The organism is Roseovarius spongiae, assembly GCF_003651245.1.
GTDB classification, from domain to species: Bacteria; Pseudomonadota; Alphaproteobacteria; order Rhodobacterales; family Rhodobacteraceae; genus Roseovarius; species Roseovarius spongiae.
Genome location: NZ_RAPE01000002.1, coordinates 674,939 through 701,275, shown reverse-complemented (window position 1 = coordinate 701,275; position 26,337 = coordinate 674,939). Strand labels below are relative to the sequence as shown.

Genomic DNA, 26,337 nt, shown 5'->3' with positions numbered 1-26,337 from the left:
GGTTTGGTGCAAATGGCGTCGGGGCGACAGCCGCCACCGACGCAGACAGGACGCGATGCGTGATGGATTTCTTTGTCGTCATACCGGCGTTCAACGCGGCCGATAAAATCGAGCGCACCTTGCGGAGCCTGATCCGGCAGACATCGGTGCTGGACGGCCAGGACAGCTTCCGCTGCCTGGTATGCGACGGCGCCTCGACCGATGGCACGCCCGAGGCGGTCGCGCAAATCGGGGATGAGCGCATCACCGTGCAGTCCGAGCCGGACAGCGGCATGTATGACGCGCTCGCCAAGGGGTTGCGCCAGGCCGAAGGCGACGTCACCTGCTATCTTCCGGCGGGCGAGACGCTGAATCCCGCGGCGTTCTCCGTCCTGTCCGAGGTGTTCGGGCGCTACGCGCAGATCGGCTGGCTGACCGGTCGATCCGTGACGTGCAATGAGCGCAAGCAGGTAACCGATTCCTTTCTTCCCCACCCCTACAGGCGGAACTTCATCGATTGCGGCATGTATGGCACCCGCCTGCCCTGCATCCAGCAGGAAAGCACGTTCTGGCGCACCGAGCTCAACCGCGAGTTCGATCTCGACGCGCTGCGCGCCTGCACGCTGGCGGGCGATTATTTTCTGTGGCGCTCGCTCGCCCGCACGCAGGATCTCTACGTGGTGAACACCGATCTCGGCGCGTTCACCATCGAGACAGGCCAGCTATCGCAGCAGCAGCCCGGCGCCTACCGGCGCGAGATGCGCCAGTTGCGCAGGCCGCCGCGCCTGTCGGAACGGGCCGCGGCCCTCTTGCTGCGTCTCAGGACCAAGCATGCCCGCCCGCGCAAGAACGCGCCGCGCCAGGTCAGCTATGATCACGCAAGCAAGATCTGGCGGCTCAGCCGGTAGGCCCTGCGACCGGCTCCGGCGCGGTCAGTATCTCTTCGGCGCCCCCGCTCAGGGCCATGACGCAGCCCTGCCGGTTGGGCAGCGTCCCCATCAAAGCGCGGTCGAGCCCGAGGACAAGCCCGCGCAGCACCTGCCCCAGCAGCCCGTGCGACACGATGATCGTCGGCCTGCCAAGGTCTTGCAACAGCGCCTCGACCCGCGCCATGAGCGCCTCGACCCCCTCGCCGCCGGGCGCGGCGCCGTAGAATTCCAGATCGCACAGCCCGGCGGGCAGATCGGCCTTGAGCCGCCCCTCCCACGCGCCGGTGTCGATCTCGGCGAGGCGCGGCTCGAACCGCGCGGGCAGGTCCGGCAGGGCGAGCGCCGCAGTTTCCCGCGCCCGCCCCAACGGGGAGACGAGGATCGGGCCCGCGCCGGGCATGATCCGCGCCGCGATCGGCGCGATGATCGCGCCTTGCCGCAGGGCCTGCGCCCTGCCCCTGGCCGTCAGGGGGGAATCGCGCCGCCCCTGGATGCGCCCCTCGAGGTTCCACTCGGTCTCGCCGTGGCGCAGGAACCAGATGTCGGGATAGTCAGGCATTTTGGGGCGCTTCCATCCGGCGCCGGCGGCCGCGGCTTAGACGTCTGAACATTTCCACCTGCCGCCCTGATATCAATCACCATTCCGGCAATGGCCTAGCAGCGCGCCGGGACGCTGTCAAAACGCGCCGCCCGGCCCGGGCCGAGAACGGGCGGCAGGGGCTGGAGGACGGGCGCGCGCGTGTCTATATCTTCCCCATGATCAAGTTCACGCCGATCCTTCTGGCCGTGCTCTACGGCGTCGTGATGTATCGCTTCTCGGCATGGCGCACCAAGCGCGCGCTGAACGAGCAGTCGACCGAGCTCGCCGATCCGGTGCTCAAGCGCATCACCGACCGGCTGGCGGCCGCGCTCGATCTCGCGCGGATCCGCGTGCATATCTACGAGATCGACCCGGTGAACGGCCTCGCCGCGCCGGACGGGCGGATCTTCATCACCCGCGGCTTCTATCGCAAGTTCCAGACGGGCGAGGTGAGCGCGGAGGAAATGGCCTCGGTCATCGCGCATGAGCTGGGGCACGTGGCGCTGGGGCATTCGCGCCGCCGGATGATCGATTTTTCCGGGCAGAACGCGCTGCGCACGGCGCTGGCGATGGTGATGGGGCGGTTCATTCCCTTCATCGGCCCCTGGCTGGCGGGGGCGCTGACCTCGCTGCTGGCGGCGCGGCTGTCACGCGGCGACGAATACGAGGCCGACGAATACGCCGCCGCCCTGCTGACCCGCGCCGGCATCGGCACGGAGCCGCAGAAGTCGCTCTTTCGCAAGCTCGAGGCGCTGACCCAGTCGCGCGCCGGCGCCGCGCCCGCCTGGCTGATGAGCCACCCCAAGACGGCCGAGCGGATCGGCGCGATAGAGCGCCTCGAAGCACGCTGGAGCCAGTCGTAGGGCCGGGTTTCACCCCGCCTGCCCCAACGCCTTGGCCAGCCTCGGCAGCCGCGCCTTCCGCAGCAGCGCGCGCATTTCCCACTCCTCCCCGCTGAGCCGCCGCGCCTCGGTCAGCACCTCGTCGCCGACCTCCTGCATCATCTCGGGCTGCGCCTGCCGGAACCCCAGCAGGAACGCGTCCGGGTCGGCGCGGGACAGACCTTCCTCGGCCAGGATCTTGCGCGGAAAATCGCGGGCGTTCAGCGTCACGATCACGTTCGCCGATCCCGCGACGGCGGCGGCCAGAACATGCACGTCGGCCGGGTCCGGCAGCCACAGCCGCGCCTCGAGCGCGGGTGGGGCCGCGACCTCGGCGCGCGGCCAGTCCGCCGCCAGCAGCGCCGCCTCGGCGCCGGCCTGCGCGACCCCCTCGGGGCCGAGCTTGGCCGCCGCGCGCCGCCATTCCTCGATGATGCGCGCCGACCAGAGCGGCGTGAACGCGCCGCGCCGCGCCGCGCCCAGCAGCATCGCGCGCATGACCGTGGGGTAGATCACGCAGGCGTCGAGAAGCGCCCTCACCGGCGGAGGCGCCGGCGGGACCGGAGAACGGGAGAAGGGGACGGCGTCATGCCGTCCCCTCTACGCTGTTTTAGGAGGATCGGGAAGGTCGGCGCGCTCAGCTGCCGCGGGTCGAGAACATGCTCATCACCCCGAGACTGGCCTTCGGATGGCTGCCGGGGCTGATGAGCTCCGCGCGGATCACCTCGGCCAACCGGTTGGTGATGCGCACCTTCTGCGTCTGGCCGCGGCGCTCCGCCTCGATCGCCTTGCGCCCGCCGAAGCCCTTCAGATCCGCGGTGATCATGCGCGGCTCGGTCAGCGCGGCGCCGGTTTCGGGATCGCGCAGCGTCATGGTGAATTTCAGGTCATGCACGCCGCCCGTGGTATAGCGCGCCTTCTGGGTCAGCGCGTGAAAGCGCGCCACCTGGATATCGAGCGCGACCGGCGTGCCGGTGTCGAGCCCGGCGACTCCGCGGGTCATCGCGTCCTCAACGATCCGCTGGACCTGCGCATGACGGTCGCCCATCGGGTCCTCGCGCCAGACGATGTCGCCGCCGGGGTAGAAGCGGTTGGCCTCGGACACCTTGAGCGTGCGCGGCACGGTCACGGTCACGCTCTTCACGTCGAGCTGCGCCTGCATGGGCTGCGCCGGCATCGGCATCGTCGCGTTGCGGGTTGCGGTTTCCGGCGCGGCGCAAGCCGACACGGCCAGCCCCATCAGCACGGCGGCGATGATCTTGAGCGTTTGCATGATCTGTTCCTCCTGGGGCCCTTCGCCCGGTTCATCCGGGAAAAATGCAAGAGGATTGAGGCGTCTTTGCGACGAATACGGCGCATTTCCGGGGTTGTTGCCGGGTGATTCCGGGGCGCGAATCGGTCGCCGCCGCCGGGTCAGTCGCGCGCGCGCGCCTTCCAGCCGCCCCGGCGGCGCGGGCGTTCCGGGGCCTCCAGCCCATCGCGCAGAACCTGCGTCATCGGGTGGTCGGGATGTGCGGCGGCGTAGCGCCCGAGCATCGCCTCGATCGCCTGCCTCTGATCCTGCCCGTCGGGCAGCGACAGCGCCCAATCGAGAAAGATCGAGCGGCATTCGCCGGGGCCGATCCCGTCGATACGATAGGATTCGAGGATCAGTTCCTTGCGGTCAAGCGGGTCTCGCTCCATCGTTCCTCACTCCTCCGGGGGGTCGCTCAGCGCCCGGTCGATCGCCTCGCCGGCTCGTCGGCCCGCACGCCCGAGCGCCGTCACCAGCGCGCCGACATCCTCTTGGCCGGTTTCGCGCAGCACGAACCGCGCCGCCCCCTGCCCCAGCATGTCGGGGTCCGGCGGATCCGTTCCCAGCAGCCGTGCGGCCTGTTGCAACCCCGAGCAAAGCGCATAAGCATGCCCGAGCGCCGCCCCGTCCGCGTCATCCAGCCAACCGATTGCGACACCGGCGGCGATCCCGGCGCGCGTGCCGCGCTCGGCGCCGCCCGCCAGCAGCGTCGCGGCCTGCGCGATCAGCTGCACCTCCTGCAACCGGCCCGGCCCCAGCTTGGGGTCGAGCGGCCCGCCCGGCGCCTTGGCCGCATGGATGCGCGCGCGCATCTCGCGCACCGCGCCCAGCACCTCCCGCCGGTTGCGCGGACGCGACAGCAGCGCCACGCGGAACGCCTCCACATCGTTCCCGAGATCAGGCGCCCCGGCGACGACGCGCGCGCGGGTCAGCGCCAGATGCTCCCAGAGCCAGGCCTTTTCGGACTGGTAATCCTGGAACGCGGCCCAGGCGGTCGCGACCGGCCCCTGGTTCCCCGACGGGCGCAGGCGCATGTCCACCTCGTAAAGCCGCCCCTGCGCCATCGGCGCGCTGAGCGCGGTGATCATCGCCTGCGTGAGCCGCGCGTAATAGCTGCGCGCGGGCAGCGGGCGCGACCCGTCCGACGCCTCGACCCCGTCGGCGTCGTAGATCACGATGAGGTCGAGGTCGGATTCGGCCGTCAGACGGCGCGCGCCCAGCGATCCCATGCCCAGCAGGGCCGCCCCGCGCCCCGGCGGCGCGCCGTGCTTGCGCGCGAACTGCGCCACCACCTCGGGCCAGAGGGCGGCGAGAACCGCATCGGCGAGGTCGGCGTATTGCGCGCCCGCCTCCGCGCCGGTGATGAGGCCGCGCAGGTGATGCACGCCGATGCGGAAATGCCATTCCCGCCGCCAGCGGCGCGTCGCGTCAAGCCGCGCCTCGTAATCGCCCTCGGCGGCCAGCGCCTCGGTCAACTGGGCGGTGAGCGTCTCCTGCCCCGGCCAGGCGGCAAAGAAATCCCCCGCGATCACCGCGTCCAGAACCTGCGCGTTGCGCGACAGGTAGGACGCCAGCCCCGGTGCGGTGCCGACGATGTCGACAAGCAGGTCGATCAGCTGCGGGTTGGCCTCGAAGAGCGAAAAGACCTGCACCCCCGCGGGCAGCCCGGCGAGGAAGCCGTCAAACGCGACGAGCGCCTCCCCAGGATGCGAGGTGGCCGCCAGCCGCGCCAGGATGTCGGGACGCAACCTGCGAAAGATCGCCACCGCCCGGTCCGAGCGCAACGCCGGGTAACTGGGCCAGCGCGCGATGATCTCGGGGGACAGTTCGCCCAGGTCGTCGGGTTCGCGCGGCGCGCGCCCGCCCTCGCCGGGATCGAAGAAACCCTCGATCATGTCGTGGACCGCGTGCAGCCGCTCGTCCAGCTCATCGCGCAACGCCTGCGTCTCGTACCCCATGAACGCGGCGAGCCGGTCCCATTCCGCGCCTGAATCGGGCAAATCATGGGTCTGCGTGTCGCGCAGCATCTGCAGGCGATGCTCAACCTCGCGGTGAAAGCGGTAGTGGGCGTCCAGCGCCTTTGCGGCCTCCTGCGGCGCCCAGCCCTTGTCGGCGAGCCGCGCCAGCCCTTCGAGCGTGCCGCGCACGCGCAGGTCCGGGTCGCGCCCGCCGGCGATGATCTGGCGGGTCTGGGTGAAGAACTCGATCTCGCGGATGCCGCCGCGCCCCAGCTTCATGTTGTGGCCGTCCAGCTGGATCGGCCCGCCCAGGCCCTTGTGCCGCCGGATGCGCAGGCGCATGTTGTGCGCGTCCTCGATCGCCGCGAAATCGAGGTGCCGCCGCCACACGAACGGCGTCAGCGTTTCGAGAAACCGCGCCCCGGCGGCGAGGTCGCCGGCGCAGGGCCGCGCCTTCACATAGGCTGCGCGCTCCCACGTGCGCCCGAGGCTTTCATAATAGGTTTCCGCCGCCGCCATCGCCATGCAGACCGGCGTGACCGAGGGGTCGGGCCGCAGCCGCAGATCGGTGCGAAAGACGTAGCCCTCGGCGGTGTTCTCGCTCAGCAGCGCCGCCATGCGGCGGGTCGCGCGGACCAGGGACGCGCGCGCGGCGGCGAAATCGTCGCGGTCGTAGCGGGTTTCGTCGAACAGGCAGATCAGGTCGATATCCGAGCTGTAGTTGAGCTCTCGCGCGCCCATCTTGCCCATCGCGAGCACCACCATCCCGCCCGCCGATGCGATGTCGTCCTCAGCCATGCCGGGCAGCTTGCCGCGCCGTATCTCCGCGCCCACCGCATCGCGCAGCGCGGCGGCGCAGGCCGCATCGGCCAGGTCGGTAAGCGCGCCGGTCACCGTCTCGAGCGGCCAGACGCCGCCCAGGTCCGCCAGCGCAACCAGGAGCGCGATCCGTCGCTTCGCCCGGCGCAACGCGGGGCCGACTCGCTCGGCCTGCGCGCCCGCCTCCGCCACCACCGCATCGCGCGCCGCCTCGAGGTCGCGGAGCGCGCCCGGCAGCCACTCCGCCTCTTTCTGGATGAGGTCGTGCAGGTAGGGGCTGCACCCCGCCGCGCCCTCGATCAGGTCGGCCCACTCGCCGCTCAGATCGGACATGATCGCGCGCGCCTCCGCGCCCCGGTCGGGATCGAACGGGCGCGGCAGGCGGGTGATGCGGGCGGGCGTGTTCACCCGTCCAGTGATACGCGCCCCGCGGGACTGGTCAATGGCGGGACGTGCGCGTAACGTCCGCGCCGCACGGAAAGGAGGCGCATTCATGAGCAAGAGCCTGAAACGCGTGACCCGCGCGCTCAGCGAGGCCGGGCTCGACATCGCGCCGGTCGAGGTCGGACAGGCCACAACCGCGGAGATGGCCGCCGCGCTGGTCGGCTGCGAGGTGGACCAGATCGCCAAGTCGATCATCTTCGCCGGTCAGAACAGCGGCGCTGCGATCCTCTTCGTGACGGCGGGCGGCGCGCAGGTGGACGGCGCGCGCGCCGGCGCGCTTGCCGGGGAACCCCTGGGCAAGGCGGACGCGGCCCTGATCCGCGCGCAGACGGGCTTCGCCATCGGGGGCGTGTCCCCGGTTGGCCATCTCACGCCGCCGCGCGCGTTCTTCGACCGCAGATTGCTCGATTTCGACGAAGTCTGGGCCGCAGCAGGCACGCCGCGCCACGTTTTCGCGGCCCCTCCGGGTGAACTTCTGCGCATTTCGGGCGCGCAACTGGCTGATTTCACCAAGTAATCGAAATAAATGTAATGGATGTTAACATCGCCTCTTGTGGTGAGGGAGCCGAATGCCGATCTAATCCATGTGAAACGCATTCACATTATTCCGACCATATCCAAGAAGGATCGCTTCATGACCACATACGCCCAATACGCCCCCCAAACCGGCCAGACCGGACCGCTGGGCTGGCTGCGCCGGGCCGAGTCCTGGCTCGACGCGCGCGGGCGCGGCGCCTGGATCGCCGCGATGGTGCTCGGCTTCGTCCTCTTCTGGCCGATCGGCCTCGCCCTTCTCTTCTACATGATCTGGAGCAACAGGATGACCTGCCGAAAATCCGACCGCAGCCGCCGCTGGAGCCATTCGGTCCAGATGACCCGCAGCAGCGGCAACAGCGCCTTTGACGCCTACCGCGACGAAACCCTGCGCCGCCTTCAGGAGGAGCAGGAGAACTTCGAAGCCTTCCTCAAGCGCCTGCGCCAGGCCAAGGACAAGGCCGAGTTCGACCAGTTCATGGAGGAACGCGCGCAGAAGGCCCGCGAAGACGCCGCGCCGCAAGAGGGCTGACGCCCAGCATGATGATCGCGAGGGCCCGCCGCCACGGCGCGGCGGGCCGCGCCCCGCGGATTGAAATCGATTCGCCCTCTGCCTAAGTGCCGATGACAACCAGACCGCCGGAGCAAGACCCTTCTCATGAGCCACACTCACTGGACCGACTACGACATGCCCCACGCCCTTCCCGATCCGGACGCACAGCCCGAGTTCTACGACGGCGTGCAGGTCAAGCGGCTGATCGCCTGGGTGATCGATACCCTGGTGATCTTCGTGCTGGCGCTGATCGCCACCGTGCTCACGGTCTTTGTCGGGCTGCTGTTCTTTCCGCTGCTGATGCTGGTGATCGGGTTCGTCTATCGCACGGCGACGCTGGCTTCGGGGTCGGCGACCTGGGGCATGCGCCTGATGGCGGTCGAACTGCGCGCGCGCTCCGGCGCGCGGATCGACGGGTGGACCGCTTTGGCGCATACGCTGCTCTACGCGATCTCGATCGGGACGTTCCTCGTGCAGGCGGTCTCGGTCCTGTTGATGTTGATCACGCCGCGCGGCCAGGGGCTTGGCGATCACCTTCTGGGCACCGTGCTGATCAATCGCCGCGCCGCCTGAGCGGCGCGCGAATCCGCCCTTGGCCTATGCGGATTCCCTTGTTACGCTTCTGGCCACGACAGCGAAATCCCGGACCGAAGCCCCGCGCATGCGCCACACCCTGCCCCTTGCCCCGCAATTCTACGTGACGGCCCCGCAGCCCTGCCCCTATCTCGAGGGGCGGATGGAGCGCAAGCTGTTCACCGCGCTGCACGGCGACGGCGCGCAGCGCCTGAACGACAAGCTGTCGAAACAGGGATTCCGCCGCTCGCAGAACGTGCTTTACCGCCCGTCCTGCGCCGATTGCGCGGCCTGCCTTTCGGCGCGGATCGACGTGGCCGCGTTCAAGCCCTCGCGCAGCCAGCGGCGCACGCTCAACCGCAATGCCGGGCTTGAACGCCGCGCCACGTCGCCCTGGGCGACCGAGGAGCAATACGCGCTCTTTCGCACCTATCTCGAGAGCCGCCACGCCACCGGCGGCATGGCCGACATGGACGCCTTCGAGTTCGCCGCGATGGTCGAGGAGACGCCGATCCGCACCCGCGTCGTGGAGTACGCCGACCAGGAGACCGGCGAACTGGTGGCGGTATGCCTGACAGACATGCTCGATGACGGGGTGAGCATGGTCTATTCCTTCTTCGATCCTGACCGCGCGCGCGACTCGCTTGGCACCTACATCATCCTCGATCATGTCGCGATCGCGCGCGAGAACGACCTGCCGCATGTCTATCTCGGCTATTGGGTGCCCGGCAGCCCCAAGATGGACTACAAGGCCGCGTTCTCGGGGCTCGAGGTCTATGTCGGCGGCCGATGGGAGCGAATGCGCGATCCCGAATCCTATGACGCGCAGCTTCACCCGCTAAGCAACGATCCCATTGCCGAACAGGTCGCCGAGATCGCCCTGCCCGACGGCCAGCCGCTGCGCCCGGTGCGCGGTTGAGCGGGCGCTTCGTCCCCTGCACCGACGCCGCCAAGGCGCGCGGCGACGACCGGGCCTGACGCGCTGCATCCCCGCGCCGCACGCAGAAGTTCGCGTTTGCCCTCGTCCCGGTGACGCGCTTAGGTAGCGCGACACAGACAGGAGCCACGCCATGACCCTTGCCCGCCGTCCCTGGGTTCCAGACGCCAGCGAGACGCTGGTCCAGGACATAGCCGCCCGCACCGCCAAGGCCACCAGCGCCGACATCGCCGCGCGGCTGGAAACGCTGGCCGAGGACAACCGGCGCATTCACGAACGCGACTGCTTCAACCTCAACCCCGCCACCAACGTGATGAACCCGCGCGCCGAGGCGCTGCTGGCCGCTGGCATCGGTTCGCGCCCCTCGCTGGGCTACCCCGGCGACAAGTACGAAATGGGCCTCGAGGCCATCGAGGAGATCGAGGTGATCGCGGCCCAGCTCTGCGCGGAGGTTTTCGGCGCGCGCTATGCAGAGATCCGCGTGCCCTCGGGCGCGATCGCGAACCTCTACGGCTTCATGGCGACCTGCAAACCCGGTGATGCGATCATCGCGCCGCCCGCGGCCATCGGCGGGCATGTCACGCATCATGCGGCGGGCTGCGCCGGGCTTTACGGTCTGAGCACCGCGCCCGCGCCGGTCGCCGCGGACGGCTATACGGTCGACGTGGACGCGCTGCGCGCGCTGGCCCATAACGTGCGCCCCGCGCTCATCACGCTGGGCGGCAGCCTCAACCTCTTCGAGCATCCGGTCGCCGAGGTCCGCGCCATCGCCGACGAGGTGGGCGCGAAGCTGATGTTCGACGCGGCGCATCAGTGCGGGATCATCGCCGGCGGGGCATGGAAGAACCCGCTGCACGAGGGCGCGCACCTGATGACGATGAGCACCTACAAAAGCCTCGGCGGTCCGCCGGGCGGGCTGATCGTCTCGGACGATGCCGAGATGGCCGAGCGGCTCGACGCCATCGCCTTTCCCGGCATGACGGCGAATTTCGACGCCGCCAAATCCGCCGCGCTGGCGATGGGGATGCTCGACTGGCGCGATTTCGGGCGCGATTACGCCGCCGCGATGATCCGCGTGGCGCGCGCGCTGGCCGAGGCGCTGGATGCGGCGGGCCTGCCGGTCTTCGCCGCCGGGCGGGGCTTTACCCGCTCGCACCAGTTCGCGCTCGAGGCCGCGCGGTTCGGGGGTGGTCAGGCCGCGTCGAAACGGCTGCGCAAGGCGGGTTTCCTCGCCTGCGGCATCGGCCTGCCCGTGGACGAGGTTGAAGGCGACATGAACGGGCTGCGCCTGGGGACGCCCGAACTGGTCCGCTGGGGCGTGACCGAGGACCACGCGCCCGAACTTGCCAGCCTGATCGCCGAGGCGCTGCGCGCCAACGACCCCGCCGCCCTCGCCCCGCGGGTCGCCGCGTTCCGCCAGGGCTTCGACCGGCTGCATTTCATCCATTGATGCGAGACAAGCCGCGCAGGGAATCACTCCGCGCGCAGGCAAAACTCGGAGACCGCATCCATGAGCTGCGTCCAGCAAGGTTCCTGCGGCAACGGCACGTGATTTCGGCTGTCCAGCATCATGAACTCGGCGTCGGGGATACGGGATGCGATCAACTGACCCTGCGCGATTGGCTGGATCGCATCGCCCCGCGCATGGACCACAAGCACCGGGGCGCGCACGCGGTCGAGATCGTCCGCAACGTCGAACCGGTCCACCGCTCTGCGCAGACGCGCCGCGTTCTCGGGCGTGATCGACTGGCTCTGCACACGCGCGAAGCTGGCGACCTGCTCGGGCGTCCCGTCCGGCATGAACAGGCTCACGAATGCGCGAAAGAATGCGCTGTCGGCCTGCCCCCAACCCGCGCGGATCAGGCCGAGCATCGTCTCCTCATCGATATCACCGGGCTGTTTCGGGCGTAGGCTGCGCCCCTTGGCATAGCCGCCATAGAGCACCATACGGCTGACCCTCTCGGGGTGGCGCGCCGCGAACCGGATCGCCACCGGCACTGCCTGCGACGCGGCAAATATGGAAAAGCGGTCCAGACGCGCCGCATCGGCCACCGCCCGGAGGTCATCGGCGAAATCACCGACCCCGACATTCTCCAGATCGCGCCCTGACAGGCCGGTGCCGCGCTGATCGTAACGGCAAAGAGTGAAATCGCCCCCCAATCGGGTCAGAAACGGTTGCCAGACGGGGCAGCGCCAGTCGAGCTCCAGATGGGACAGCCAGTGCCCGGCGCGCAGCAACGGCGGACCCGAACCACTGACGCTGTGGGCGATGGTCGCGCCGTCCCGCGCTTGAGTGAAGCGGATCGGCGGCGCTTCGCGTCCTCCGCCCGTCGCCTCAATGGGCGCCGGTGCGTCCGTCGTCACCTCGGGCAGGAGTTGAATGCCGCGCTTCGGCACCGTCCGGATCAACCGCTGGTCCCGTCCCGTGTCTCCGAGGGCGGCGCGCGCGGCGCTGATCCGCGCGCTGATCGTGGCGTCGGAGACTGCCAGCCCCTGCCATACCGTCTCGATCAGACGATCCTTGCTGACCAACGCACCGCCGGCCTGCGCCAGTTCGGCCAGCAGGGCAAAGACCTGCGGTTCCAGATGTAGCGTGGCGCCGCCACGGGTGAATCTGTGCCGGCCAGTGTCGATGCTGCAATCCGCGAAACGATAGATCATGCGACAGCTAAGCGCGTTTTAACCGTTTTGGCCAAGGAAATTGGCACAAGCAGTGAAATCACAAGGAAAGGACAAGAGGTTCCCAAGGACACGTTCAAGCGAAACGTCATGGTCCGTGCTTTGATCAATGCATCGGCATTGGGAGGACGGATCATGCGGAACGACACCGATATCAGATACCGCGCAGACGGCTCGATCGACACCGGCTACTACATGCAGCGGGGTCGGCGGATGCGCAGCGAGGCGGCCCACCGGATGATGGGACGCGCCCTCACTTGCGATGACGCTTCCCTTCCCGCGCCATCGCGGTGGAGCGCGGTGAACTGGTTGCTCGGCAGGTGATCCGCCGCGTAGCCGTGACCGCTGTTACCCCAGTATCGCCGGCACAACGGTGACGATGGCCGGGAAGAACCACAGGATCGCGAGGCCCAGCACCTGGATCAGCACGAAGGGGAACACCCCGCGATAGATATGCCCGGTGGTCACGCTCGCCGGGGCCACGCCGCGCAGGTAGAACAGCGCGAATCCGAAGGGCGGCGTCAGGAACGAGGTTTGCAGGTTCACCGCAATCATGATCGTCACCCATTTGGGATCGAACGATCCGCCATAGATCACCGGGCCGACGATCGGGATCACGATATAGATGATCTCAAGGAAATCGAGCACGAAGCCCAGCACGAAAAGCACCAGCATCACGACGAGGAAAGCCTGCAATTCGCTGTCGTAGCTGCGTAGGAACTCCTGGATGTAATGCTCGCCGCCAAAGGAAATCACCACCAGGTTCAGCAGTTGCGACCCGATCAGGATGGTAAACACCATCGAGGTGACCTTGGCCGTCTCGCGCACCACCGGGGTGAGCACGCCCGACGCGAACAGGACCCAGCACGAGAAGAGCAACCCGAACATCGCATATAGATAGGCGGCGTAGGCGGCGACGAAGGCGGCGATGGATTCGACGCCGACGCCTTCTTCGCGGTTGATGCGCAGATCGAAGTTGACGCCGATCAGGATCGCGGCGCCAATGGCCAGCGTCGCCCAGATGATCACCTTCGCCGAGCGTTCGGTTTCCCGCAGCCTGCGATAGGCCGCGAGCATGATCGCGCCCCCTGCCCCCAGCGCCGCCGCGGGGGTGGGGTTGGTGATGCCCCCGAGGATCGAGCCCAGCACCGCGACGATCAGAACCAGCGGCGGGAACACCACGCGGATGAGGTCATTACGCGCCAGCCGCCGCGCTGCCGCCGCCGCCCCGTAAAAGGCCAGCGCCAGTGGCAACGCGAGCATCAGAACGGTCGCGCCCGCGCTCGCGGAAGGCGCGATGAGCAGCATGTCGACCAGAAGCCCGGACACGACCCCGACCCCGCCGATCAGCAGTGGCCGGGGATCGCGTATGGGCGCGACGCCACGCCCGAGCGCGAGCACCAGCGCGAAAAGCACGAATATCAATGCGACACCCGTGCCGATGGGCGCCGCAGCCGCCTCTTTCTCCGCCCTGCGCGCGGCGATCTCCTCGGGCGAAAGCCGCACGCTCTCATGTTCGCCGCCCGCCGCCGCGATGGCCTCGGTTTCGGCGACGGCGCGGTCCCATTCGCCCTGCCCGTGCAGTTCTATCATCGAGACCATGCATTCCGCGCTCACGTTGGTGCGCAGCGACGCGCCCCCGGTGCGGTCGGTGAAACTGTCCACGGCGAGGCTCTGCGACCCGACGACGCCCAGGTTGACGGCAAGCAGCATCGCCGCGATCAGCCCGAGGGGCGCTCCGACGAACCAGGTGAACGCCTCCCCGCGGGTGACGGCTTGACCCCCCGCCTGCCCCTCCATCGCCACCGACGGCGCGCGCGACGGGTTGAGCAGCGCGTAGCCGAACGCGTAGAGCGCGTAGAGCAGCGCGAGGAAGACGCCCGGCAGCAGCGCCGCCTGGAAGAGCGTGCCGACCGACACCACCGCCGCCTCGCCCAGATAGGTCAGCGCGTCGTTGCAGCCCGCCGCCATGGCGCGCGTCTCCTGCGCGGCGGAGTAGAGATCGCCCGCCAGCGCGCCCAGCAGGATGATGACGATCGAGGGCGGGATGATCTGCCCCAGCGTCCCGGCGGCGGCGATGACGCCGGTGGCGATCTCGGGGGAATAGTTGTGCCGCAGCATGGTCGGCAGGCTCAGCAGGCCCATCGTCACCACCGTCGCCCCGACGATTCCGGTCGAGGCCGCAAGGAACGCGCCCACCACCACGACCGACACGGCAAGCCCGCCGGGCAGCGGGCCGAAGACCCGCGCCATCGTGGTCAGCAAATCCTCCGCGATGCCCGAACGTTCGAGCGTGATCCCCATCATCACGAACATCAAGACGGCGAGCAGCGTCTCGATGGACTGGCCGGCAAGCACGCGCTCGTTGATGCGGTTGACGATGAAGGACACGTTGCGGTCGAGCGCCACCTCCCAGCCCTGCGGAAAGACCGGCGTGGCGATCCGGGCGAGGTCGGGGTATCGGAAGATCGATACGCTTTCCGGCTTGACCCCGCTGGCGATCAGCGCGCGGTAGCCTTCGCTGCCGGTGTCGATGGCCTGGTGGATCAGCAGCCCAGCCGAGTTGAGCGCGGCGATGATCGCGAAGGACAGGATGCCCGCGCCGGCGATCGCGAACGCCACCGGAAAGCCGGACAGGATGCCCCCGAACAGGCAGAGGGCGACGATGATGAGGCCGAGCTCGACCCCGTCCAGTCCGAACAGCATCAGCAGCCCCCCTGATGCGCCGCCTCGGGCGCATCCCGGCGCTTGCCGACGGGATCGCGGTCAAGGTATCTGCCGTCGGCCTCCGGCCCTTCCTTCCATTCGAGGTAGGAGCGGTAGAAGAACGCCACCGCCTGAAGCACGATCAGGCCGGCAAAGACCACCAGCAGCACCTTGAACAGGAAATAGGCGTTGAACCCGTTGGGGCTGAACCCGTAGGTTTCCACGTTCCAGCGCAGCGCGCGCGCCTTCATCAGCAGCCGCTCCAGCGTATCGGAGGCCGAGGGGTTGGGCACGATCAGGTGACGCCAGAGGAAGAACCAGCCATAGAGCCAGATCAGCAGCGCCACCGGGATCATGAACAGCAGGCTGCCCACCATGTCGATCACCCGTTTCGTGCGAAAGGACACGGCGGAATAGACCAGGTCCACCCGCACATGGCCGCCCTGAACGAAGGTGTAGGTGCAGCACAGGCAGACGATCAGCGCGTTGTAGAACTTGAGCTCCTCGGAATACCAGCTCACCGGCATGTCGAGCCCGACGCCGAAGCCGAGAACGATCTGCCCCTTCACGAAGATGCGCTGCATGAAGACGATGACGATCTGCTGAAGCACCATCAGCAGACCGGCCCAGGCGAAGAAACGCCCGAGCGTGTTGGCCAACCCCTCGAGCCCGCGCACCACGCCCCACATGAAGCGGTTGCGCCAGAGCCCGACCGCAGTAAGCAGCAGGAACGCGGTGAGCGCGACGAAGAACAGCTCGCGGGAGGCGCCGTAATAGACGAACCGCATCACCGCCTCGTTGTCGGACCAGTCGAGCCAGAGATGCGGATGGCTTACCGCCTGGCCGAAATTCCAGAACGCCAGAGCGATGTTCCGAAAGAACTGCAAGAGCGCGTCCAGCACTGCGTTCATCCCCTTTTTCCGTGGCGCCCGCAGCGCGGCCTGAACCGGCCCGCCCCCCATCCGGAGGGCGGGCCGTCACGGCGCAATCGGCTCAGAGCCCCATCACGCGGTCGCGCTGACGGCGATAGGCGTCCGAGGAGCGGCTGATCCAGCCGGTCGTGTTCTTCATCGAGGCCATGTAGCTGTCGAAGATCTTCTTGAACATCTCGTCCTCGTTGAACTCGGCATAGAGCTTCTGGCTGGCCTCGCCGAAGGCGTCCCAGACATCGTCGGGGAACTCCATCAGCTTTGTCCCGCCCGAGGCGAGCCGCTCGAGCGCGTCGCCGTTCTCGACGATGAAGCGGCTCGCGTTGGTGACGTTGTTGGACGCGGACGAGACCTGGATCGCGCGCTGCTGCGCCGGGTTGAGGCTGTTGAACACGTCGAGGTTGGTGGCCAGCGACAGCGCCGCGCTCGGCTCCTGGAAGCTTGCCGGGTAGTAGTATTTCGCCACCTCCTGGAAGCCGATCTTCTCGTCGAGCCACGGCCCGACCCATTCCGCACCGTCAAGCGCGCCCGAAGACAGCGCCTGGTAGATCTCGCCGCCGGGCAGGTTCTGCACCGACACGCCGAGATAGCCCAGCGCCTTGCCCCCGAGCCCCGGCATGCGGAACTTCAGGCCCTGGAGATCCTCGGGGCTGTTGATTTCCTTGTTGAACCAGCCGCCGGCCTGCGCGCCGGTATTGCCCGCGAGGAAGGACTTGAGGCCGAAGATCTCGCCGAGTTCATGGTGCAGGGCCATGCCGCCGGCGCTGTAATACCAGGCGTTCATCTCGGTCGTGGTCATGCCGAAGGGCACGGCGGTGAACAGCCCGAAGGCCGGGTGCTGGTTCACGAAGTAGTAGTCGGCGGCGTGATACATGTCCGCCTGCCCCGAGGAGACCGCGTCGAAGCTCTCGAAGGCGCCGACCAGTTCACCGGCGTGCTTCACCTCGACCTGGAGAGACCCGTCCGAAATTTCCGAGATGTTGGCCGCCAGCAGTTCGGCGTCGTCGGCCAGCCCGGCGAAGCCGCGCGGCCACGAGGTGACCATCGTGAGCGTGCGCTTGCCCTGCGCATAGGCGGGCGCGGCCAGCGTGGCCGCGGCGGCTGCGCCGCCGCCCAGCGCGCTGTTCTTCAGGAATGACCGTCTGTCCATGGGATTTTCCTCCAACTTGCTCCCAGGCGCCCTTGTCGCGGCGCCCGTCCCGGTCCGGCCCGAAACGTTGCCCGGCCCGGCTCGGGGCGAGCATAAACACAGCGTCGGGTGATGGAAATACCTTCCGCGCGCCGGCTTCGGGCGATCTGCGCGTCCCGTGCCCGCCGGCCGGGACGCGCGGCGACGCCTGCGGCTTTTTCGCATGAATTCGCGCTTGACGCGTTCCGGCGCCGCAAATAATGTCTCGCCCACGCATGAAAGGGAACGGCAGAGATGTCTCGGCTGATCGTAATCGTAGGCAAATGGCGCATGGGCCGGTAACGGACACCATAACGGTACCCCATGCGCCCCCGGAATTTCGGGGGCTTTTTTGTGCGCAGCGAATGGATGGATGGATGTCATGAACGGAGCGAAGCGATGACACGTCAGATGACCGGAGCGAAAATGGTGGTTCAGGCCCTCAGGGATCAGGGCGTGGACGTCGTGTTCGGCTACCCCGGCGGCGCGGTGCTGCCGATCTATGACGAGGTCTTCCAGCAGAACGAGATCCGCCACATCCTAGTGCGGCACGAACAGGGCGCGGTCCACGCCGCCGAGGGCTATGCGCGCGCCACCGGCAAACCCGGCGTCGTTCTGGTCACGTCCGGCCCCGGCGCCACCAACGCCGTGACCGGCATCACCGACGCGCTGATGGATTCGATCCCGATCGTCGTGCTCACCGGACAGGTGCCGACCTTCATGATCGGCTCGGACGCCTTCCAGGAGGCGGACACCGTCGGCATCACCCGGCCCTGCACCAAGCATAACTGGCTGGTCAAGGACACCGACCGGCTCTCGAGCATCCTGCACGAGGCGTTCCACGTCGCCACCGCCGGGCGTCCCGGCCCGGTGCTGGTGGACATTCCCAAGGACGTGCAATTCGCCAGCGGCGCCTACACGCCCCCGCAGAAGACGTCCACCGGCCACTACCAGCCGCAGGTCAAGGGCGACATGGACGCCATCACCGAACTGGTGGCCGCCCTCGAAACCGCCAAACGTCCGATCTTCTACACCGGCGGCGGCGTCATCAATTCCGGCCCGGCGGCAAGCCAGCTACTGCGCGAGCTGGTGGACGCCACCAATGTGCCGATCACCTCGACGCTGATGGGCCTCGGCGCCTATCCCGCGAGCGGCGAGCACTGGCTCGGGATGCTGGGGATGCATGGCCTCTACGAGGCGAACATGGCGATGCACGACTGCGACCTGATGATCAACATCGGCGCACGGTTCGACGACCGGATCACCGGGCGGCTCGACGCGTTCTCTCCGGGCTCGAAAAAGGCGCATATCGATATCGACCCGTCCTCGATCAACAAGGTCATCAAGACCGACATCCCCATCGTCGGCGATGTGGCGTACGTGCTTGAGGATATGCTGAACCTCTGGAAGAGCCGCGGACGCAAGATGAACCGCGAGGCGCTGGCGAAGTGGCGCGGCAAGATCGACGAATGGCGCAAGGTGGATTGCCTGAAGTTCGAACAGTCCGGTCCCACGATCAAGCCCCAGCACGCGCTTGCCCGGCTCGAGGCGCTGACCAAGGATCATGACCGCTATGTCTGCACCGAGGTCGGCCAGCACCAGATGTGGGCGGCGCAGTATCTCGGCTTCGAGGATCCGAACCGCTGGATGACCTCGGGCGGCCTGGGCACGATGGGCTACGGCTTTCCGTCGTCCATCGGCGTGCAGATGGCGCATCCCGACAGCCTCGTGATCAACGTCGCGGGCGAGGCGTCATGGCTGATGAACATGCAGGAAATGGGCACCGCCGTGCAGTTCCGCCTGCCGGTCAAGCAGTTCATTCTCAATAACGAGCGGCTCGGGATGGTGCGCCAATGGCAGGAATTGCTGCATGGCGAGCGGTATTCGCATTCCTGGTCCGAGGCGCTGCCGGATTTCGTGAAACTGGCCGAGGCGTTCGGCGCCAAGGGCATCAAGTGCGACGACCCCGCCGATCTGGATGACGCGATCATGGAGATGGTGAACCACGACGGCCCGGTGATCTTCGACTGCCTGGTGGAAAAGCACGAGAACTGCTTCCCGATGATCCCTTCGGGCGAGCCGCACAACAAGATGCTGCTGGGCGAGGCCTCGACCAAGGACGCGATCAAGGCCGGCGGCGCGGTCCTGGTGTAACATCGCGCAAGAAAGTGAACGGAGCGGAATTTCTTGAAAATTCCGGCTGCGGATCGAAAGACAAGAAAGGCGAAAGATGTCAGCCCTGAAGATCAAGAAAGGCACGACGAAACATTCGGCCTACAACCTGCGCCCCACATTCTCGGACGTGCAGGAAACCCATACGCTCGCCGTGCTGGTGGATAACGAACCCGGCGTGCTGGCCCGCGTGATCGGCCTGTTCTCGGGGCGCGGCTACAACATCGACAGCCTGACCGTCGCCGAGACCGACCACCAGGGGCACACCAGCCGGATCACCATCGTCACCACCGGCACGCCGCAGGTGATCGAACAGATCAAGGCGCAGCTCGGCCGCATCGTCCCCGTCCACGAGGTGCACGACCTCACGGTCGAGGGGCGCGCGGTGGAGCGCGAGCTGGCGCTTCTGAAGGTCGAGGGCAGCGGCGACAAGCGGGTCGAGGCGCTACGGCTGGCCGACATCTTCCGCGCCAATGTCGTGGACAGCACGCTGGACAGTTTCGTGTTCGAGATCACCGGCACCCCGGCCAAGATCGACGCCTTCGCCGATCTCATGCGCCCGCTGGGCCTGTCGGACATGGCGCGCACCGGCGTCGCCGCCCTGCCCCGCGGCGCGCTCGGCTCGGACTGACGACCGGTCGCGCATGGGGCGACGGCGCGGGCGATCCCTGCGCCACGACCCGCTGAATCACGGCAAACGAAGGTTTCGCGCCGCCCTACCCGGCCATCGCGGGCCGGCGGAACGGGACCACGTTTTGCGCCGTTTCGGGCTGTTGCGGCCCGGCGCCCGGGGCCGGCACGTCGCTTTGGGTGTCGGGGAACGCGCCTGCGTTGCGCCCGGCCTGCTGAAGCGCGCGGGTAAGGTTGGGATGACTGTCCTGCTCCACCAGGCGCGGCGCGCGGGCGCGGCGCATGTCGGATTTTTCGCACAGATCGAACGTCACCAGGTCGCCGGGGCTGATCTGCGCCATTTCAGGGCATTCCCGCCCCTCGCAGCGATAAAAGGCCAGATCGCCATGATCCTCGCACCAGATGACGGCCCGGTCCGGATTCTGGTCACTCCAAAGGACGACACCGTACATGTTTCCCCCAATCATTCGCGTAGCCTGTTGCCTAAGAATGTCCCGCCGTTGACCTGACGGGAACGGCAGATTATGCATTCGCATCGAGACATTTGTGTCACCTAAACCGAAATCTGACGCCAACCCGCGTCACTTCTTGTGACAGGGCAGGAAAATCATGTCTAGGCGCTTGGCAGGAGGCGACACATGGTCGCATCCTCGGACGTGGACTGGGGGCCATCGTGGACGACGAGACGCACAAGGAACCTCATCAGCCCGCGATGGACCCGGCACAGTTGCGCCAGATTTTCGGGCGCAACCTGCGGCGGCTCAGCTCGAACTACCCGTCAATCGCCGAGTTGTGCCGCGACCTCAAGATCAACCGCACCCAGTTCAACCGCTACCTCTCGGGCGAGAGCTTTCCGCGCCCGGACGTGTTGCACCGGATCTGCAGCTTTTTCGACGTGGACGCGCGCATCCTGCTCGAGCCGGTCGAGGCGCTGAGAACCGCGCACCAGGACCTGCTGCGGCACCCGGCGCTTCACGGTTTTTTCGGGCGCGAACCGATCGAGGTGTCGCCCAACCTGCTGCCCGACGGGTTCTATCGCTTCATGCGGCGCAGCTTCATCGACGAGGCGCAATTCGTCGTCGGGCTGGTCTACGTGTTCCGCGAGGACGACTACACCTTCCTGCGCGGCTATGAGCCGCGCGGGGCGCTGCGTGGGCAGGGGCTCTCGACCGATCCCAGGGACCGCGAATATCGCGGCATCGCGCTGCGGCAGGAGGAAGGCGTCATGATCGTCGTCACCCACCGCAACGCGATGGCCGCCTCGTTCAACTTTCTCGCGCCGGAAACCTCCTTTCAGTCGAACCTCTGGATCGGATACGTGACGCGCACGGTGCGCGAAAAGGTGACCGGCATCCGCGCCACGCGGATGATCTACGAACATCTCGGACGCAACACTCCGGCGATCCTCGCCACCGCGCGCGAGTCGGGGTTGGTCGACCGCGACAAGGTGCCCCCCTTCCACGCGAAGCTGCTGCAGCCCGACACGCCCTTCCGGTAAATGTCGCCTTGAGGCAACTGAGGTCGCGGATCGTCGAGCGCGCGCGCCGCTTTCGCGAGATGATTCCGTCGATGGTTCAGGGAGGTTTCCGTTATGACCAAGCCGATCACCGATCTTTCGGGCGTGCGCCGCCCGGTCGACACCGCCAACGGGCTGCCGAACGCTCATTACGTCGACCGCGCGGTGTTCGAGGAGGAAAAGCACGCGCTGCTGTTCTCGCAATGGGCCGGCCTCGCCGTGGCTGCCGACGTTCCCGAACCGGGCGACGCGGTCCCGCTGGAGTTCCTCGGCACGCCGCTTCTGCTCATCCGAGACAAGGACGGCGAGGTGCGGGTCTTTCACAACATCTGCCGTCACCGCGGCATGATGCTCGTTTCCGAACCGCGCCGGATCGAGGGCGCGATCCGCTGCCCCTATCATTCGTGGTGCTATTCGACCAAGGGCAACCTGGTCAGCACACCGCATGTCGGCGGCCCCGGCCAGAACACCCATCCCGCGATCATGCGCGACGAACTGGGTCTGCACAGGGTCCGCAGCCATGTCTGGCGCGATGTCGTCTGGATCAACCTGTCCGGCGACGCGCCCGCCTTCGAGGAGGCGATGTCGCATATCATCGAGCGTTGGTCCGAATTCGACCTGCCGCTTTATCACGGCGGGGCGGGCAGCAAGTTTCAGCTCGAGGTGGCGACCAACTGGAAGCTCGCGGTCGACAACTACTGCGAAAGCTACCACCTCCCGTGGATTCATCCCGGCCTCAACAGCTACTCCCGGCTCGAGGATCACTACCATATCGAGGAACCGGGCGCTTATTCCGGCCAGGGCACGATGGTCTATCGCCAACTCACCGACGAGAACGGCGACCGCTTCCCGGATTTCGAGGAGGTCGGCGAGAAATGGAACGAACAGGCGGAATACATCGCCGTCTATCCCAACGTGTTGCTGGGCGTTCACCGCGATCACGCTTTCACCATCATCCTCGAACCGAAGGGGCAGGAACGCACGATCGAGCATGTCCATCTCTACTACGCCGAACCCGGCACGCCCGAGGGGCTGCGCGCGCGCAACACCCGGCAGTGGAAGACCGTGTTCGAAGAGGACATATTCGTCGTTGAGGGCATGCAGAAGGGGCGTCACGTGGCGCAGTTCGACGGCGGGCGCTTTTCGCCCGTGATGGACAGCCCGACCCATTGCTTCCACGCCTGGGTGGCCGGCAAGGTGGACGCGCATCGCGCGCAGGCCAGGGCGGCGGAATGACGATCCAGGGTCTCGACGCGGCCATGATCGCGGCGCATGAGCGTCACGACGGGCCGGCGCTCGTGCGGCTCTATACGCAGGCGGCGGACCAGGCGAACGACCCGGACGCCGCCGGCTTCTTCCTCACCCATGCCTATGTCTTCGCGCTCGAAGCCGGCGCGCGCGAGGCGCGCGCGCTGCATGCGCGCCTCAAGGCCGCGGGGCGCGAGGAATAGCCGCCGTGCTCAGACCGGCACGCCGACCGCCTCTTCTTCCTCCGCCTCGCGCCGCCCCGCCTCGCAAGCCAGGCGATAGAGGCGCCATGTCGCATGCCCCAGCAGCGGCAGCACGACGAACAGCCCGATGAACGCCGGGATCATCGCGAGGAACGTCACCAGCGCGATGAACACCCCCCAGGCCAGCATCACCCCGGGACTGTCCGCAACCACGCCGAAACTGGCTATCATGGCGCTGACGAAATCGACCTCCCGGTCGAGAAGCATCGGCAGCGCCATCACCGTGATCGCGTAGATGAACGCGGCGAAAAGCGCGCCCACCACGCTGCCCACCGCCAGCATGGCAACGCCGTTCACGGTCAGGAACACCTCGTAGGAGGTGGACACGTTGGTCATCACCGCCAGCCCCATGAACAGCGCGAATATCATGTGCGCGATGAAGAACCACACGAGGAATACGAAGACGATGATCGCGCAGATCGAGGGCAGTTGCCGCGTCCGCTGGTGCGCAATCACGCCAAAGATCGCGCCCGGCTCAAGCGGCAAGCCACGCTCGCGCCTGCGGCTCACCTCGTAGAGCCCGACCGCCGCGAACGGTCCCACGAGGGGGAAGCCGACGGCGGCGAAGACCAGCCAGTAACTCTGCCCCGTCGCCAGCGTGACACCGATCATCGCCCATCCGATCGCGACATAGACCCCGGCGAACAGCGCCGCATACCCGGGTGCGGCGCGCATGTCCGCCCAGCCGCGTCGAAGCGCCTCGCCCAGCATCGGGAACGCCACGCGCCCCAGGTCCGGCGCGCCGGCGCCGTTCGTTTCGTGATCCGTCATCCATGTTCCTCCCGGTGGGAATCCTACCCAACCGCGTCCGGCGCACAAAGATGTTTGTTCAGTTCACCTTCGGCGGTGGGCGGCGTTCGGGCCAGCGGGTCTCAACATGATACATTTCAGCCAGCGCCAGCAGGTCGCGATCCGCGCCGCGCCGCCCGATCAGTTGCAGCCCCATCGGCAACCCGTTCGCGCCGAACCCGGCCGGGACCGCCACAGCCGGCAGGCCGATCAGGCTGGCCGGTATGACGCATTCCATCCAGCGGTGATAGGTGTCCATCTCCACCGCGCCGATATGGTCGGGCCAGCGCGTCGCGTGCGCGAACGGCCAGACCTGCGCGGTCGGCAGCGCCAGCGCGTCGTAGCGTTCCAGCAGCGCGGCGGCGGCGCGGAACCAATTCGAGCGGATCACGCTGGCCGCGTGAACGTCGCCAGCACTCAGCGCCGCGCCGCGCTCCGCCTCCCAGATCGCCTCGGGCTTCAGCCGGTCGCGCGCCGCGGCGTCTTCCATGAGCGGGGCAAGCGACGCGCCTACGCTCCAGTTGCGCAGCGCGGTCCAGCTGTCCCAGAGCGCCTCAGCCGGAAAGGGCGGCGCCAATGGTTCGATCTCTGCGCCCTGCCCTGCGAACACCTGCAAGGCCGACTCGCACAGATCCAGTATCCCCGCCTCGAAAGGCCACGCGCCACCCCAGTCGCCCAGCCAGCCGATCCGCGGCCCATCGTCGCCAAAGCCGCGCGCCGGCTCCAACGCCCGCCCGTGCGGCGTCCCGGCCAGCGGCCCCGCCATCACCCCGAGCATGAGCCCAAGGTCGTCCGGGCTGCGCGCCATCGGCCCGTTGGTCGAGAGCTGGTGAAGGAACAGCTCGCCCGTCGGATCGCCCGGAACCACGCCCCAGGAGGGGCGCATGCCATAGACATTGCACCAGCCCGCCGGATTGCGCAGGCTGCCCATCATGTCCGACCCGTCCGCCAGCGCCACCATCCGATGCGCCAGCGCCGCCGCCGCCCCGCCGGATGAGCCGCCGCAGGTGAGGTTTGCATCATAAGGGTTTGGCGTCGCGCCGAAAACCTCGTTGAATGTCTGGCTGCCAAGGCCAAATTCGGGCGTGTTGGTCTTGCCGATCACGATCGCCCCCGCCGCGCGCAGCCGTGCGACATGCGGCGCATCCTCCGCCGCGACCTGTCCGGCAAACAACGGCGAGCCTTGCGAGGTCGGCAACCCCGCCGCATCCGCCAGATCCTTGATCGCGATGGGCAGCCCGTGCAGCGGCCCGCGCGCCGCGGAGTCATCCGCCGCCCGCGCCTCGGCCAGCAGATCATCGCCGTCGCGCAACGCCACAATGGCGTTGGCCGCACCGTTCACCGCGTCCACCCGCGCCAGCGTGGCGCGCATCAGGTCTTCGCAGGACAGCCGCCCTTCGGCGATCAACGCCGCCTGCGCCCCCGCATCCAGATTCAGCACATCATCCATCGACGGCCCTCCCCGCACCCAACAGAGCGCAGCAGACCCGCCCCCCGCAAGCCTTTCAATGTGCCTGGAATACCCGAAAGCGCGGCCAGGTACGGGCGCCGCCTCAGTCGCCTTGCGCCTCGGCGCGGCTCTTGCCGCTCACGTTCATCGCCAGCGTCGCCGCCATGAACGGGTCGAGGTCGCCGTCGAGAACCCCCTTGGTGTCCGAAGTCTCGTGGTTGGTGCGCAGATCCTTCACCATCTGGTAGGGCTGCAGGACGTAGGATCGGATCTGATTTCCCCAGCCCGCGTCGCCCTTGGCGTCATGGGCCTCGTTGATGGCGGCGTGGCGCAGGTCGAGTTCGCGCTGGTAAAGCCGCGACTTGAGCGCCTTCATCGCGATGTCCCGGTTCTGGTGCTGGGATTTTTCCGAACTCGTCACCACGATGCCGGTGGGATGGTGGGTGATCCGCACCGCCGAATCGGTGGTGTTGACATGCTGCCCGCCGGCGCCCGAGCTGCGGTAGGTGTCGATGCGGATGTCCGCGGGGTTCACCTCGATCTCGATGTCGTCGTCCACCACCGGGTAGACCCAGACCGAACAGAACGACGTGTGCCGCTTGGCCGCCGAATCGTAGGGGCTGATCCGCACGAGGCGGTGCACGCCGCTCTCGGACTTCAGCCAGCCATAGGCGTTGTGCCCGCTGATCTTGTAGGTCGCGGACTTGATCCCGGCCTCGTCGCCGGATTGCTCCGATTGCAGTTCGACCGAGTAGCCGCGCTTCTCGGCCCAGCGAACATACATCCGCGCCAGCATCGCCGCCCAGTCGCAGGATTCGGTCCCGCCCGCCCCGGCGTTGATTTCCAGAAACGTGTCGTTGCCGTCCGCCTCCCCATCCAGAAGCGCCTCGAGCTCCTTGGCGGCCGCGCGTTTCTTCAACGCGCGGATCGCGGTCTCGGCCTCGGCGATCACGTCGGCGTCGCCTTCCGCCTCGCCCATCTCGATCAGCTCGAGATTGTCCGAAAGCTCCTGGCGGATGGCGTCATGCGTCTCGAGCGCGTCGACCAGGTTCTGACGATCCCGCATCAGCTTCTGCGCGCGCGCCGGATCGTCCCACAGCGTCGGATCCTCGACCCGCGCGTTGAATTCCTCGAGCCGGTGCTGCGCCGTTTCCCAGCCCATGCGCTGGCGCAACAGCTCGAGCGAATTCTCGATCTCGGCGGTGAATGTCTGTATTTCCGCGCGCATCATCCGGTCCTTGTTTGTTAGATCGGCGTGATACCGCAGCCCGCCGGAACGGGCAAGACGCGAGGACGCCCGCACGGG

Annotated in this window: 26 protein-coding genes; 13 read left to right on the top strand and 13 right to left on the bottom strand. The window is 67.6% G+C overall.

Annotation, left to right across the window (positions count from 1 at the left end; genetic code table 11):
• The first annotated feature begins 62 nt into the window (after window positions 1-62).
• Window positions 63-887, top strand: a complete 825-nt coding sequence (locus tag D6850_RS10070) for a glycosyltransferase (RefSeq protein ID WP_121166382.1) — start codon at window positions 63-65, stop codon at window positions 885-887.
• Here the strand turns inward: D6850_RS10070 and D6850_RS10065 are convergent.
• Window positions 877-1,467: a histidine phosphatase family protein gene (locus tag D6850_RS10065; protein ID WP_121166380.1), complete on the bottom strand. Its 591-nt coding sequence runs from the start codon at window positions 1,465-1,467 to the stop codon at window positions 877-879. The two genes, D6850_RS10070 and D6850_RS10065, sit on opposite strands and share 11 nt — an antisense overlap.
• A 197-nt stretch (window positions 1,468-1,664) precedes the next feature.
• On the opposite strand from D6850_RS10065, the gene D6850_RS10060 reads away from it, so the two are divergent.
• The gene (locus D6850_RS10060) at window positions 1,665-2,351 is read left to right on the top strand and encodes a M48 family metallopeptidase (protein ID WP_121166378.1); all 687 of its coding nucleotides are present in this window, start codon (window positions 1,665-1,667) and stop codon (window positions 2,349-2,351) included.
• 9 nt (window positions 2,352-2,360) lie between these two features.
• Here the strand turns inward: D6850_RS10060 and D6850_RS10055 are convergent, their stop codons facing one another.
• The 4 genes from D6850_RS10055 to D6850_RS10040 all read right to left on the bottom strand — a co-directional run bounded on the left by D6850_RS10055 (window position 2,361) and on the right by D6850_RS10040 (window position 6,848).
• Window positions 2,361-2,909 carry an RSP_2648 family PIN domain-containing protein gene (locus D6850_RS10055; protein WP_121166376.1) on the bottom strand — a complete coding sequence of 183 codons (549 nt, stop codon included), beginning with the start codon at window positions 2,907-2,909 and terminating at the stop codon, window positions 2,361-2,363.
• A 97-nt stretch (window positions 2,910-3,006) separates the two neighbouring features.
• The gene (locus tag D6850_RS10050; RefSeq protein WP_121166374.1) at window positions 3,007-3,642 is read right to left on the bottom strand and encodes a DUF6778 family protein; all 636 of its coding nucleotides are present in this window, start codon (window positions 3,640-3,642) and stop codon (window positions 3,007-3,009) included.
• A gap of 140 nt (window positions 3,643-3,782) precedes the next feature.
• On the bottom strand, window positions 3,783-4,052 hold the full coding sequence (locus D6850_RS10045; RefSeq protein WP_121166372.1) for a hypothetical protein: 270 nt from the start codon (window positions 4,050-4,052) through the stop codon (window positions 3,783-3,785).
• A 6-nt stretch (window positions 4,053-4,058) separates the two neighbouring features.
• The gene (locus tag D6850_RS10040) at window positions 4,059-6,848 is read right to left on the bottom strand and encodes a [protein-PII] uridylyltransferase family protein (protein ID WP_121166370.1); all 2,790 of its coding nucleotides are present in this window, start codon (window positions 6,846-6,848) and stop codon (window positions 4,059-4,061) included.
• Between the two features lie 85 nt (window positions 6,849-6,933).
• On the opposite strand from D6850_RS10040, the gene D6850_RS10035 reads away from it, so the two are divergent.
• The 5 genes from D6850_RS10035 to D6850_RS10015 all read left to right on the top strand — a co-directional run bounded on the left by D6850_RS10035 (window position 6,934) and on the right by D6850_RS10015 (window position 10,931).
• The gene (locus tag D6850_RS10035) at window positions 6,934-7,401 is read left to right on the top strand and encodes a YbaK/EbsC family protein (RefSeq protein ID WP_121166369.1); all 468 of its coding nucleotides are present in this window, start codon (window positions 6,934-6,936) and stop codon (window positions 7,399-7,401) included.
• 117 nt (window positions 7,402-7,518) lie between these two features.
• Window positions 7,519-7,950: a DUF2852 domain-containing protein gene (locus D6850_RS10030; RefSeq protein WP_121166368.1), complete on the top strand. Its 432-nt coding sequence runs from the start codon at window positions 7,519-7,521 to the stop codon at window positions 7,948-7,950.
• Between the two features lie 126 nt (window positions 7,951-8,076).
• On the top strand, window positions 8,077-8,544 hold the full coding sequence (locus D6850_RS10025; RefSeq protein WP_245964147.1) for an RDD family protein: 468 nt from the start codon (window positions 8,077-8,079) through the stop codon (window positions 8,542-8,544).
• 88 nt (window positions 8,545-8,632) lie between these two features.
• Window positions 8,633-9,463, top strand: a complete 831-nt coding sequence (locus tag D6850_RS10020) for an arginyltransferase (protein ID WP_121166367.1) — start codon at window positions 8,633-8,635, stop codon at window positions 9,461-9,463.
• Window positions 9,464-9,614: 151 nt separating this feature from the next.
• The gene (locus D6850_RS10015) at window positions 9,615-10,931 is read left to right on the top strand and encodes a serine hydroxymethyltransferase (protein WP_121166366.1); all 1,317 of its coding nucleotides are present in this window, start codon (window positions 9,615-9,617) and stop codon (window positions 10,929-10,931) included.
• A 23-nt stretch (window positions 10,932-10,954) separates the two neighbouring features.
• Here D6850_RS10015 and D6850_RS10010 read toward each other — a convergent pair whose 3' ends face one another.
• Window positions 10,955-12,142 (bottom strand): alpha/beta hydrolase, encoded by a 1,188-nt coding sequence (locus D6850_RS10010; RefSeq protein ID WP_121166365.1) that lies wholly within the window; start codon window positions 12,140-12,142, stop codon window positions 10,955-10,957.
• Between the two features lie 27 nt (window positions 12,143-12,169).
• On the opposite strand from D6850_RS10010, the gene D6850_RS10005 reads away from it, so the two are divergent.
• Window positions 12,170-12,484, top strand: a complete 315-nt coding sequence (locus tag D6850_RS10005) for a hypothetical protein (RefSeq protein ID WP_147438886.1) — start codon at window positions 12,170-12,172, stop codon at window positions 12,482-12,484.
• 24 nt (window positions 12,485-12,508) lie between these two features.
• On the opposite strand, the gene D6850_RS10000 is transcribed toward D6850_RS10005, so the two are convergent.
• The 3 genes from D6850_RS10000 to D6850_RS09990 all read right to left on the bottom strand — a co-directional run bounded on the left by D6850_RS10000 (window position 12,509) and on the right by D6850_RS09990 (window position 16,945).
• Window positions 12,509-14,866: a TRAP transporter large permease gene (locus D6850_RS10000; protein WP_121166363.1), complete on the bottom strand. Its 2,358-nt coding sequence runs from the start codon at window positions 14,864-14,866 to the stop codon at window positions 12,509-12,511.
• Window positions 14,866-15,777 carry a TRAP transporter small permease subunit gene (locus D6850_RS09995; RefSeq protein ID WP_121166361.1) on the bottom strand — a complete coding sequence of 304 codons (912 nt, stop codon included), beginning with the start codon at window positions 15,775-15,777 and terminating at the stop codon, window positions 14,866-14,868. Before D6850_RS09995 ends, D6850_RS10000 begins: the two co-directional genes overlap by 1 nt.
• A gap of 82 nt (window positions 15,778-15,859) precedes the next feature.
• The gene (locus D6850_RS09990; protein ID WP_121166359.1) at window positions 15,860-16,945 is read right to left on the bottom strand and encodes a TRAP transporter substrate-binding protein; all 1,086 of its coding nucleotides are present in this window, start codon (window positions 16,943-16,945) and stop codon (window positions 15,860-15,862) included.
• 417 nt (window positions 16,946-17,362) lie between these two features.
• Here D6850_RS09990 and D6850_RS09985 point away from each other — a divergent pair, with 417 nt between their 5' ends.
• Window positions 17,363-19,117: an acetolactate synthase 3 large subunit gene (locus D6850_RS09985; protein WP_121166923.1), complete on the top strand. Its 1,755-nt coding sequence runs from the start codon at window positions 17,363-17,365 to the stop codon at window positions 19,115-19,117.
• A 76-nt stretch (window positions 19,118-19,193) separates the two neighbouring features.
• Window positions 19,194-19,766, top strand: a complete 573-nt coding sequence (gene ilvN / locus D6850_RS09980) for an acetolactate synthase small subunit (protein ID WP_121166357.1) — start codon at window positions 19,194-19,196, stop codon at window positions 19,764-19,766.
• A gap of 85 nt (window positions 19,767-19,851) precedes the next feature.
• On the opposite strand, the gene D6850_RS09975 is transcribed toward ilvN, so the two are convergent.
• A complete protein-coding gene (locus D6850_RS09975; RefSeq protein WP_121166355.1) occupies window positions 19,852-20,217 on the bottom strand; it encodes a hypothetical protein in 366 nt (121 codons plus the stop codon).
• A gap of 221 nt (window positions 20,218-20,438) precedes the next feature.
• Between D6850_RS09975 and D6850_RS09970 the strand changes: the two genes are divergently transcribed.
• The 3 genes from D6850_RS09970 to D6850_RS09960 all read left to right on the top strand — a co-directional run bounded on the left by D6850_RS09970 (window position 20,439) and on the right by D6850_RS09960 (window position 22,732).
• The gene (locus tag D6850_RS09970) at window positions 20,439-21,263 is read left to right on the top strand and encodes a helix-turn-helix domain-containing protein (RefSeq protein WP_342769535.1); all 825 of its coding nucleotides are present in this window, start codon (window positions 20,439-20,441) and stop codon (window positions 21,261-21,263) included.
• A gap of 93 nt (window positions 21,264-21,356) precedes the next feature.
• Entirely contained in the window at window positions 21,357-22,517 is a 1,161-nt protein-coding gene (locus D6850_RS09965) for an aromatic ring-hydroxylating oxygenase subunit alpha (protein WP_121166351.1), read from the top strand.
• Window positions 22,514-22,732: a hypothetical protein gene (locus tag D6850_RS09960; protein ID WP_121166349.1), complete on the top strand. Its 219-nt coding sequence runs from the start codon at window positions 22,514-22,516 to the stop codon at window positions 22,730-22,732. The genes D6850_RS09965 and D6850_RS09960 overlap by 4 nt, the downstream gene beginning before the upstream one ends.
• Before the next feature lie 9 nt (window positions 22,733-22,741).
• Here the strand turns inward: D6850_RS09960 and D6850_RS09955 are convergent, their stop codons facing one another.
• The 3 genes from D6850_RS09955 to prfB all read right to left on the bottom strand — a co-directional run bounded on the left by D6850_RS09955 (window position 22,742) and on the right by prfB (window position 26,259).
• The gene (locus tag D6850_RS09955; RefSeq protein WP_121166347.1) at window positions 22,742-23,563 is read right to left on the bottom strand and encodes a DUF2189 domain-containing protein; all 822 of its coding nucleotides are present in this window, start codon (window positions 23,561-23,563) and stop codon (window positions 22,742-22,744) included.
• A 58-nt stretch (window positions 23,564-23,621) separates the two neighbouring features.
• Entirely contained in the window at window positions 23,622-25,031 is a 1,410-nt protein-coding gene (locus D6850_RS09950; RefSeq protein WP_121166345.1) for an amidase, read from the bottom strand.
• Between the two features lie 103 nt (window positions 25,032-25,134).
• Window positions 25,135-26,259 carry a peptide chain release factor 2 gene (gene prfB, locus D6850_RS09945; RefSeq protein ID WP_121166921.1) on the bottom strand — a complete coding sequence of 375 codons (1,125 nt, stop codon included), beginning with the start codon at window positions 26,257-26,259 and terminating at the stop codon, window positions 25,135-25,137.
• Between the last annotated feature and the right edge of the window lie 78 nt (window positions 26,260-26,337).

Coding starts and splice junctions, on each gene's coding strand:
- D6850_RS10070 (WP_121166382.1), top strand. CDS start 63: ATGGATTTCTTTGTCGTCATACCGGCGTTCAACGCGGCCGATAAAATC.
- D6850_RS10065 (WP_121166380.1), bottom strand. CDS start 1,467: ATGCCTGACTATCCCGACATCTGGTTCCTGCGCCACGGCGAGACCGAG.
- D6850_RS10060 (WP_121166378.1), top strand. CDS start 1,665: ATGATCAAGTTCACGCCGATCCTTCTGGCCGTGCTCTACGGCGTCGTG.
- D6850_RS10050 (WP_121166374.1), bottom strand. CDS start 3,642: ATGCAAACGCTCAAGATCATCGCCGCCGTGCTGATGGGGCTGGCCGTG.
- D6850_RS10045 (WP_121166372.1), bottom strand. CDS start 4,052: ATGGAGCGAGACCCGCTTGACCGCAAGGAACTGATCCTCGAATCCTAT.
- D6850_RS10035 (WP_121166369.1), top strand. CDS start 6,934: ATGAGCAAGAGCCTGAAACGCGTGACCCGCGCGCTCAGCGAGGCCGGG.
- D6850_RS10030 (WP_121166368.1), top strand. CDS start 7,519: ATGACCACATACGCCCAATACGCCCCCCAAACCGGCCAGACCGGACCG.
- D6850_RS10025 (WP_245964147.1), top strand. CDS start 8,077: ATGAGCCACACTCACTGGACCGACTACGACATGCCCCACGCCCTTCCC.
- D6850_RS10020 (WP_121166367.1), top strand. CDS start 8,633: ATGCGCCACACCCTGCCCCTTGCCCCGCAATTCTACGTGACGGCCCCG.
- D6850_RS10015 (WP_121166366.1), top strand. CDS start 9,615: ATGACCCTTGCCCGCCGTCCCTGGGTTCCAGACGCCAGCGAGACGCTG.
- D6850_RS10010 (WP_121166365.1), bottom strand. CDS start 12,142: ATGATCTATCGTTTCGCGGATTGCAGCATCGACACTGGCCGGCACAGA.
- D6850_RS10000 (WP_121166363.1), bottom strand. CDS start 14,866: ATGCTGTTCGGACTGGACGGGGTCGAGCTCGGCCTCATCATCGTCGCC.
- D6850_RS09995 (WP_121166361.1), bottom strand. CDS start 15,777: ATGAACGCAGTGCTGGACGCGCTCTTGCAGTTCTTTCGGAACATCGCT.
- D6850_RS09990 (WP_121166359.1), bottom strand. CDS start 16,945: ATGGACAGACGGTCATTCCTGAAGAACAGCGCGCTGGGCGGCGGCGCA.
- D6850_RS09985 (WP_121166923.1), top strand. CDS start 17,363: ATGACACGTCAGATGACCGGAGCGAAAATGGTGGTTCAGGCCCTCAGG.
- ilvN (WP_121166357.1), top strand. CDS start 19,194: ATGTCAGCCCTGAAGATCAAGAAAGGCACGACGAAACATTCGGCCTAC.
- D6850_RS09975 (WP_121166355.1), bottom strand. CDS start 20,217: ATGTACGGTGTCGTCCTTTGGAGTGACCAGAATCCGGACCGGGCCGTC.
- D6850_RS09965 (WP_121166351.1), top strand. CDS start 21,357: ATGACCAAGCCGATCACCGATCTTTCGGGCGTGCGCCGCCCGGTCGAC.
- D6850_RS09960 (WP_121166349.1), top strand. CDS start 22,514: ATGACGATCCAGGGTCTCGACGCGGCCATGATCGCGGCGCATGAGCGT.
- D6850_RS09955 (WP_121166347.1), bottom strand. CDS start 23,563: ATGACGGATCACGAAACGAACGGCGCCGGCGCGCCGGACCTGGGGCGC.
- D6850_RS09950 (WP_121166345.1), bottom strand. CDS start 25,031: ATGGATGATGTGCTGAATCTGGATGCGGGGGCGCAGGCGGCGTTGATC.
- prfB (WP_121166921.1), bottom strand. CDS start 26,259: ATGCGCGCGGAAATACAGACATTCACCGCCGAGATCGAGAATTCGCTC.